The 8,276-nt window shown below is 72.2% G+C and carries 9 protein-coding genes; 4 read left to right on the top strand and 5 right to left on the bottom strand.

The features are described 5' to 3' along the window. Both AB0L74_RS34655 and AB0L74_RS34650 read right to left on the bottom strand, forming a co-directional pair. Positions 1 to 611 (bottom strand): maltotransferase domain-containing protein (locus tag AB0L74_RS34655; RefSeq protein WP_365661543.1); only part of this gene is annotated, 611 nt, incomplete at its 3' end. A gap of 55 nt (positions 612 to 666) precedes the next feature. Continuing rightward, entirely contained in the window at positions 667 to 987 is a 321-nt protein-coding gene (locus AB0L74_RS34650) for a DUF5133 domain-containing protein (protein WP_365661540.1), read from the bottom strand. A 309-nt stretch (positions 988 to 1,296) separates the two neighbouring features. On the opposite strand from AB0L74_RS34650, the gene AB0L74_RS34645 reads away from it, so the two are divergent. Then, positions 1,297 to 1,830, top strand: a complete 534-nt coding sequence (locus AB0L74_RS34645; RefSeq protein ID WP_365661537.1) for a pep a2 — start codon at positions 1,297 to 1,299, stop codon at positions 1,828 to 1,830. A 26-nt stretch (positions 1,831 to 1,856) separates the two neighbouring features. Beyond that, positions 1,857 to 3,974 carry a glycogen debranching protein GlgX gene (gene glgX, locus AB0L74_RS34640; RefSeq protein WP_365661550.1) on the top strand — a complete coding sequence of 706 codons (2,118 nt, stop codon included), beginning with the start codon at positions 1,857 to 1,859 and terminating at the stop codon, positions 3,972 to 3,974. 12 nt (positions 3,975 to 3,986) lie between these two features. On the opposite strand, the gene AB0L74_RS34635 is transcribed toward glgX, so the two are convergent. Beyond that, a complete protein-coding gene (locus AB0L74_RS34635) occupies positions 3,987 to 4,802 on the bottom strand; it encodes a VOC family protein (RefSeq protein ID WP_365661534.1) in 816 nt (271 codons plus the stop codon). Positions 4,803 to 5,070: 268 nt separating this feature from the next. Between AB0L74_RS34635 and AB0L74_RS34630 the strand changes: the two genes are divergently transcribed. Then, complete coding sequence (locus AB0L74_RS34630) at positions 5,071 to 5,391, top strand: ANTAR domain-containing protein (RefSeq protein WP_365661531.1); 321 nt, start codon at positions 5,071 to 5,073, stop codon at positions 5,389 to 5,391. Between the two features lie 54 nt (positions 5,392 to 5,445). On the opposite strand, the gene AB0L74_RS34625 is transcribed toward AB0L74_RS34630, so the two are convergent. Beyond that, positions 5,446 to 6,237 (bottom strand): RNA polymerase sigma factor SigF, encoded by a 792-nt coding sequence (locus tag AB0L74_RS34625; protein ID WP_365661528.1) that lies wholly within the window; start codon positions 6,235 to 6,237, stop codon positions 5,446 to 5,448. Between the two features lie 412 nt (positions 6,238 to 6,649). Between AB0L74_RS34625 and AB0L74_RS34620 the strand changes: the two genes are divergently transcribed. Next, positions 6,650 to 7,177, top strand: a complete 528-nt coding sequence (locus AB0L74_RS34620; protein WP_365661525.1) for a hypothetical protein — start codon at positions 6,650 to 6,652, stop codon at positions 7,175 to 7,177. A 6-nt stretch (positions 7,178 to 7,183) separates the two neighbouring features. Here the strand turns inward: AB0L74_RS34620 and hemC are convergent, their stop codons facing one another. Next, positions 7,184 to 8,119: a hydroxymethylbilane synthase gene (gene hemC / locus AB0L74_RS34615; protein ID WP_365661546.1), complete on the bottom strand. Its 936-nt coding sequence runs from the start codon at positions 8,117 to 8,119 to the stop codon at positions 7,184 to 7,186. Positions 8,120 to 8,276: the final 157 nt, after the last annotated feature.

Raw genomic sequence — 8,276 nt, 5'->3', positions numbered from 1 at the left:
CCGTACAGGGCGCGTTCGCGCTCCACGAGCAGGGGCAGCGGCTCGGTGGTGGTGACCAGTTCCCGCAGCGGGTGGCGGGCCAGGACCGCGTCCACTTCCGGCGTCAGCGCCGCCGCAAGCCGTGACGCGGCCGGCAGGCTGTCGTCGCGCAGCGCCGCCGCCGCGGCCCGTACCACGGCACGCCCCGCGCCGTCCGGGACGCCCGCGGCGGCCCGCTCGTACAGCGCGGCGCCCTCCTCCAGGACGAGGCCGGTGTCGATGCCGGCCGGGATCTTGATCCGCGCGTGGCGGCGCCAGGTGGTGACCGGGTCGCCCCACGCCTCCACCCGGAAGGTCCAGTGGCCTTCGGCCGACGGGGTGACCTCCGCGCTCCACCGGTCGGTGCCCGGCGCCAGTTCCCGCATCGGCGTCCACGGGCCGGGGCGGCCCTCCGGGTCCTCCAGCACGACGTTGGCGGCGACCGCGTCGTGGCCCTCGCGGAACACGGTGGCAGTGACCTCGAACGTCTCTCGCGCCACCGCCTTCGCCGGGCGCCTGCCGTACTCCACGACCGGCTGGACGTCCCGCACCGGGATGCGGCCCGTCTCCCGCGCCGTACTCGTCGGTCTCATCGGTTCTCACCTCCGCCGTGCTCGCGGCCGGGCTTCTTCGCGCCGGGCCAGATGGTCAAGCTGCGCCGGAGGGGCTCCCGCTCCCCGCCGGGGAAGGCCGGCCCGCCGCCGGCGGTCCCCGTCTGGCGGCAGTCGCCGTGCGAGGCCGCTTCTTCTGTTCCTCCGCATAGGTGACCAGGCTCGCCCGCAGATACCGTTCGGCGGCGTCCGCGGCCTCCCGGGCGCACCGCTTCCCCATGAGCGCGCACAGGGCGTGACCCGAGTCCTCGAAGGTGGCCCGCACCGCCCGGTCGGCGGGGGACGCCAGCATCATCCGTTCCCACGCCCGGTAACGCCGCAGCTCCCGGGCGACCTCGGATTTCGCGGGTAGCAGCATGGTGCCGTTCACCTTCCGGGACCCGATGGCACGTCCCCGACGGTCGGGCGGCGGCCGTGTGTCGAGGACACGGCTCCGTTTACGGGCGATCGAGTTCTTCACACATGGTGCACGGGTGACGACCCAGCGTCTTGTTGGACCTTCAACCATCCGGGAAAACCCGCCGCCGCCTGCTCGTGTTGCGCGAACGGGCTACTGCTCTCACGCTGGAGTGACTCAGAAGCGCTATGTGCTCACGCTTCGTGTTCGGGGAGCTCGTCCCGCAGGGACGGGAAAGAGCGAGAGCCTCGCGGTGAGGAGCCAACGACGATGAAGACCGCAGTGCCCTGCTACTACCACCTCGACGTGGAAGTCAGCCCGGAACGGGTCGGACAGGTCAGGCGCATCCTGGCCGCTCACCTCAGGTTCTGGGACCTGGAGAATCTCGTCGAACCGGTGTGCCGCGGCGCGGAGATGCTGCTGCGGGCGATCGACGAGCACGCCAGCGACAAGAACACGTCGATCGAGATGTGGTGGAACGGCCAGCACCTCATCACGGCCGTAGGGGGCAACGACCACGCGCTCCGCCCGGACCAGGACCTGCGCACCTGCCTCCAGCACCTGGCCGCGACCAGCGACGGCTGGGGCTGCTGCGCCACCGACACCGGAGCCAAGGTCATCTGGTTCTCCCAGCGGGCCCGCGCCGGCGAACGCGTCCCGCTGGTGCCGACCCTGCCCATGCCCGATACCAGCGAGGGCCTGGAACTGCCGCGCGAGTCGCCCGTCATGGCCCGGCTGGCGCACCCGGCGAGCACGCCGAGCGAGCCGGGCACGTCGGGCGGCGTGCTGGAGGAGGCCCGGTGACCGGCGCCGGGCCTGCCCGGGCAGGGGTGCCCGTCTGGAGCGGGCACCCCTACCCCCTCGGGGCCACGTACGACGGCCAGGGCACCAACTTCGCGCTCTTCAGCGAGGTCGCCGAACGCGTCGACCTGATCCTCGTCGCCGACGACGGCTCCCACGGCAGTGTCCGGATGACCGAGGTCGACGGCTTCGTGTGGCACTGCTACCTGCCCGGCGTCGGGCCGGGGCAGCGCTACGGCTACCGGGTGCACGGGCCGTGGGCCCCGGCCGTGGGCCACCGGTGCAACCCGGCCAAGCTGCTCCTCGACCCGTACACCCGCGCGGTGGACGGACAGGTCGACAACCATCCCTCCCTCTTCGAGCGCGCCCCGGGCCGGCCCGACCCGGCCGACAGCGCCGGGCACACCATGCTGGGCGTGGTCACCGACCCGTTCTTCGACTGGGGCGACGACCGCCCGCCCCGGCGCGCGTACGCCGACACCGTGATCTACGAGGCGCACGTCAAGGGCCTGACCCGCACCCACCCCGACGTGCCGCCCGAACTCCGCGGCACCTACGCGGGTCTCGCGCACCCGGCCGTCGTGGAGCACCTGACCTCCCTCGGCGTCACCGCGGTGGAGCTGATGCCGGTGCACCAGTTCGTGCACGACGGCGTGCTCCAGGACCGCGGCCTGTCCAACTACTGGGGCTACAACACCATCGGCTACTTCGCCCCGCACAACGGCTACGCCGCCCACGGCACCCGCGGCCAGCAGGTCACCGAGTTCAAGGCGATGGTCAAGACGCTGCACGAGGCCGGACTCGAAGTGATCCTCGACGTGGTCTACAACCACACCGCCGAGGGCAACCACATGGGCCCGACCCTCTCCTTCCGCGGCATCGACAACGCCTCCTACTACCGCCTGGTCGACGGCGACTGGGAGCACTACTACGACACCACCGGCACCGGCAACAGCCTGCTGATGCGGCACCCCTACGTACTTCAGCTGATCATGGACTCGCTGCGGTACTGGGTCACCGAGATGCACGTCGACGGCTTCCGCTTCGACCTCGCGGCCACGCTGGCCCGGCAGTTCCACGAGGTGGACCGGCTCTCGGCGTTCTTCGACCTCATCCAGCAGGACCCGGTCATCAGCCGCGTCAAGCTGATCGCCGAGCCCTGGGACGTGGGCGAGGGCGGCTACCAGGTGGGCAACTTCCCGCCGCTGTGGTCGGAGTGGAACGGCAAGTACCGGGACGTCGTACGGGACTTCTGGCGCGGCCAGGACCACACCCTCGGGGAGTTCGCCTCCCGGCTGACCGGTTCCTCCGACCTCTACCAGCACAGCCGGCGCCGCCCCCGCGCCAGCGTCAACTTCGTCACCGCGCACGACGGGTTCACCCTGCGCGACCTCGTGTCGTACAACGACAAGCACAACGAGGCCAACGGCGAGGGCAACCGGGACGGCGAGAGCCACAACCGGTCCTGGAACTGCGGCGCCGAGGGCGAGACCGACGACCCCGCCGTGCTGGAGCTGCGCGCCCGCCAGCAGCGCAACTTCCTGGCGACCCTCGTGCTGTCCCAAGGGATCCCGATGCTCTGCCACGGCGACGAACTGGGCCGCACCCAGCGGGGCAACAACAACGCCTACTGCCAGGACAACGACGTCTCCTGGATCGACTGGCGGCTGACCGGCGAGCAGCGCGGCCTGCTGGACTTCACCCGGTACCTCATCGCCCTGCGCGCCGCCCACCCCGTGCTGCGCCGGCGCCGCTACTTCCGCGGCGAGACGGCCACCCACCAGGACCAGCCGCTGCCCGATCTGGTGTGGCTGCGGCCCGACGCGCGCGAGATGAACGACGACGACTGGCTGCGTCCCGACGCCCACGCCGTCGGCGTCTTCCTCAACGGCGACGCCATCGCCGAACCGGACCCGTGCGGCAGGCGGGTGGTCGACGACTCCTTCCTGGTGCTGTTCAACAGCCACTGGGAGCCGGCCGGCTTCCGGCTCCCCGGCGCCGCCTACGGGGAGCGCTGGTCGACGCTGATCGACACCGCCGACCCCGACGGCGTCCCCGACGAGGCGGAGCACAAGGCGGGCACGTCGCTGACCGTCGGGCCCCGCAGTCTGGTCCTGCTGTCCCGGCCCTCGCGCTCCGCCCGGTGAGCGGCCGTGCGGTCAGCGGGCGCGGTGGCGCGCGGTCACCGTGAACTGCGCGCCGTCGGCGTCCCGCAGCACGGCCTCCTCCGCGTCCTCCGCCAGGACGCTGCCGCCGTGCAGTTCCGCGGCCCGGGCGCAGGCCGGCACGTCGTCGACGGCGAAGTGGACCTGCCAGTGCGGCCGGATCGTCGGGTCGGGCGCCGCCTCCAGCGCCCCCGACTCGATGCGCGCCACCACGTCGCCCTGGCTGCGCAGGATCACCTCGTCACCGTTGTACTCGACCTCGCAGCAGCCCGGACGCTCCGAGGCCCAGTCGAAGATCTCGCCGTAGAAGATGGCGGAGTCGAAGGCGTCGCGCGTGTGGAGGCGGATGAACGCCGGCCGGGCGTTGCGCCAGGTCTCCCAGTCGCTGAACAGCTCGCCCTCCCAGACCCCGAAGGTCGCGCCCTCCCGGTCGGCCAGCAGCGCCGCCCGCCCCGGCGGCAGGGAGATCGGCCCGACCGCGACCGTGCCGCCTCGTTCCTGCACCCGGGACGCGGCCTCGTTCGCGCTCGGCACGGCGAAGTACGGCGTCCAGGCGACCGCCATCTGCCACATGGCGGCGACCGCGGCGATGCCGGCCACCGGCGCGCCGTTCGCCAGCGCGATCCGGAACCGGTCGCCGAGCCGGGCCGGGCGCCACTGCCAGCCCAGCACGGCGGAGTAGAACTCCTCGGTGGCCTTCAGGTCCCGGCTGGTCAGACTCACCCAGCAGGGGGCCCCGAAGACGGAGTGCGTGGAGACGAGGTTCTTCGCGCCGGTGGGGCCGGTGGGGGAGGTCATGTCGTGGTTCATGGCGGTAACGTCCTGGTCTCGTCCACCGGCAGCCACCGGTTCCACACCAGTGTCCGGCCGGAACGGCTGCGGTGCCTGCCGAGTACCCCGGCGGCGGCCCCGAAACGGCGGGCGGGCCCCCTGCGGCCCGGTGGCACGGGGTGGGACGAGTGACGACGATGGATGCGTCGGAGAAGTACCACGAGGCGCAGTACCAGGAGAAGCAGTACCACGACAGGCGGCCCCGCGCGGCACAGGCGGCGCCGACGCACCGGACCGGGAGGTGACCATGCCCACGGACGGGGGTTCCGAGCAGATCCTCGAGCTACAGGAACAGGTCCGGCAGCTGAAGGAGGCGGTGGTCTCGCACGCCGTCGTCGACCAGGCGATCGGGATGATCGTGGCGCTCGGCCGGCTCGCGCCGGACCAGGGATGGGCCGTGCTGAAGGAGGTCTCCCAGCACACCAACATCAAGTTGCGCAACGTGGCGGAGATGATCCTGGTCTGGGGACGTACCGGGGAGATGCCCGCGCGGATCCGGGCCGAGCTGGAGGACGCCCTCGACCGTCATGGTCCGACGCAGATCCCGGGCGCGCCGCGGGAGTGGTGAGCCCGGCCCGGGCCGCGTGGTGCCGGTGCCCCGGCTCACCCGGCCTCCTGGGGCTCACCCGGCCTCCTGGAGGATCTCCTCCCTGAGCTGGGCGAAGCAGCCGCTGAGCAGGCGGGAGACGTGCATCTGGGAGATGCCGAGCTGCTGCGCTATGCGGCTCTGCGTCATGCCCCCGAAGAACCGCAGGTAGAGGATGGTGCGCTCACGCTCGGGCAGCGCCTGGAGACAGGGCCGGACGGCCACCCGGTCCACCACGGTGTCGAAGGCCGGGTCCGGGCCGCCCAGCGCGTCCCCGAGGGCGTACCCGTCGGTGCCGGGCATGTCCGCCTCCAGCGACAGCGCGGAGAAGCACTCCAGGGCCTCCATGCCGGTACGCACCTCCGCGGCCGTCAGCTGCGCGTGCGCGGCGATCTCCTCGATCGTCGGGGCGCGTCCCGGAGTGGTCTGCGCCAGCTCCTTCACCGCGCGCCGTACCCGGTTGCGCAGGTCCTGGACCCGGCGCGGTACGTGCAGGGTCCACATGTGGTCGCGGAAGTGCCGCTTGATCTCGCCGGTGACGGTCGGCACGGCGTACGCCTCGAAGGCGTGGCCGCGGGCCGGGTCGTAGTGGTCGACGGCCTTGACCAGCCCGAGGGCCGCCACCTGGTACAGGTCCTCCAGGCTCTCGCCGCGCCCGCGGAAACGGACGGCGATCCGCTCGGCCATGGGCAGCCACGCCTGGATCAGCTCGTCCCGCAGAACCTTGCGTTCCGGGCCCTCGGGCAGCCGGGCGAGCCGTTCGAAGGCCGCGGCCGTGTCGGGGGCGTCGTCGTGCGGATGCGGCGTGGTTCGGCCGGCGATACGCATGCTGCGCACCTCCCTCAGCAGGGGTGCTGGGTGGACGGACACCATGGGAGGCGGGACTGCTTCGGACCTTTGCGGCGAAGCCGTGGTCGGGTGCCCGCCGGTCGCGCGGCAGGCCGCTCCCACGGAGGTGCCTCCAGTCCGAAGCACACACAGGCCATTCCCGATAGTGCCGATTTCCAAACAAATTACCCTATGTCGGGATGGTGGACATCCGGGGGAAACCGGGCGCCCGGAACGTGATGTGCGGCACGCCCGGGGCGGTGCTTCGGCGGCCCGTCCGGCAGTTCCCGCTGGGCAGAGCTTGATCGTCGATCAGCGGCGGCGGAGCGCTCGGCCACGGTGCGTTGCCCTCATTTGACAGTGCGCTTCGGCCCTCGATAGGAAGCAGCTTCAAGAGGTCGAGAGGTGCAGTGTGTACGAGCCGAACGTGGTCGGGGACTGGCAGGAGTACGACGAACACGCCGGTCTGCGGGTCCGCGTCCACCGTCTCGAGGCCGCCGAACCGCCCCGCGGGCGGGACGAGGCCGCCGAGGGGCTGACGTACTTCCGGGTGCGGGTGACCGTCGAGAATCGCGGCAGCAGGTGTTTCGGCATCCACCTGGAGGACGGCCAGATCGACGTGCGCATCGGTCCCGACGGGGAGGGCGCGTTCGTCGACTGGCGCAACTCCCAGTTCGTCGAGGGCTTCGACGTCTACCCGCTGCGCCGGGTCACCGCCGTGCTGTACGCGGCCGGTCCCGAGGCGGCCCTGACCCAGGTCGACGTGCAGGTGCAACTGCGCGTCGACGAGGAGTGGACCGACCGCCGGCTGTGGTCGGGCCGGATCGGCCAGGCCCCGGGGGAGTCCGCGCCGGGCACGCCCTGCGCCGCGGGGCGCGAGGGTCTCGTGCACCAGGTCAGCAACTTCCTGCGGGAGCAGGCCGAACCGGACACCGCCTGACGGCGGTCAGTGCGGGATGCCGTCGATGAGCTCGCGGGCGCCCTGACGCAGCAGCGCCACGGCGACCGAGGTGCCGAGAGTGGCGGCGTCCAGTCGGCCCGCCCACTCGTGCGCGTTGAGCCGCGTCTTGCCGTCCGGTGTGAACACGCAGGCCCGCAGGGACAGTTCGCCACCGCGGTCCACCTGCGCGTACCCGGCGATCGGGCTGTTGCAGTGGCCCTGAAGGACATGCAGGAACATGCGCTCCGCCGTCGCCTCCCGGTGGGTGGCGGGGTCGCCCAGGCCGCCGACCGCCTCGATGAGCCCGCTGTCCCCCTCCCGGCATTGCAGCGCGAGGATGCCCGCGCCGATCGGCGGCATCATCGTCTCCGGGGAGAGCACCTCGCTGATCACGTCCCGGCGGCCGATGCGCTCCAGGCCGGAGACGGCCAGCAGCAGGGCGTCCGCCTCGCCGGCGGCGAGCTTCTCCAGGCGCCGGTTGGCGTTCCCCCGGAACGGAACACAGGTCAGATGCGGGTGGCTGGCGGCGAGTTGGGCGACGCGACGCACCGAGGACGTGCCGATCCGGGTTCCGGCCGGCAGCTCGTCCAGGGTCAGTCCGCCCGGGTGGACCAGGGCGTCGCGGATGTCGTCGCGCTTGAGGAACGCGGCGAACACCGTGCCCGCCGGCAGCGGCCGGTCGGCGGGCACGTCCTTGACGCAGTGCACCGCGAGATCGGCCTCGCCCGCCAGCAGCGCGGCGTCGACCTCCTTGGTGAAGGCGCCCTTGCCCTCGACCTTCGACAGATCGCCCAGCCACTTGTCGCCGGTGGTGCGCACGGGGACGACCTCGGTGCGCACGCCCGGGTGGAGAGCCGCCAGCTCGGCGCGGACGCGTTCGACCTGGGCGAGTGCCATGGGGGAGTCGCGGGAGACGATGCGGATGATTCCGGGGACCGACATGCGGACACGATAGACCCTCGCGGTGGTGCGCGGTGCGGCGTCCGGCCGCAGACGCGCTCGGCCCCGCGTGCGGCGGGCCACGGCGGTCAGGTAGGTCTTGATCGGGTTGGGGTCGTTCTCGGCGGCGGCACCACGCCGCTGATCCCGGAGTGGGCCG

The organism is Streptomyces sp. NPDC052020 (assembly GCF_040680575.1).
Lineage (GTDB): Bacteria > Actinomycetota > Actinomycetes > Streptomycetales > Streptomycetaceae > Streptomyces.
This window is presented reverse-complemented; position numbering and strand designations above follow the sequence as displayed.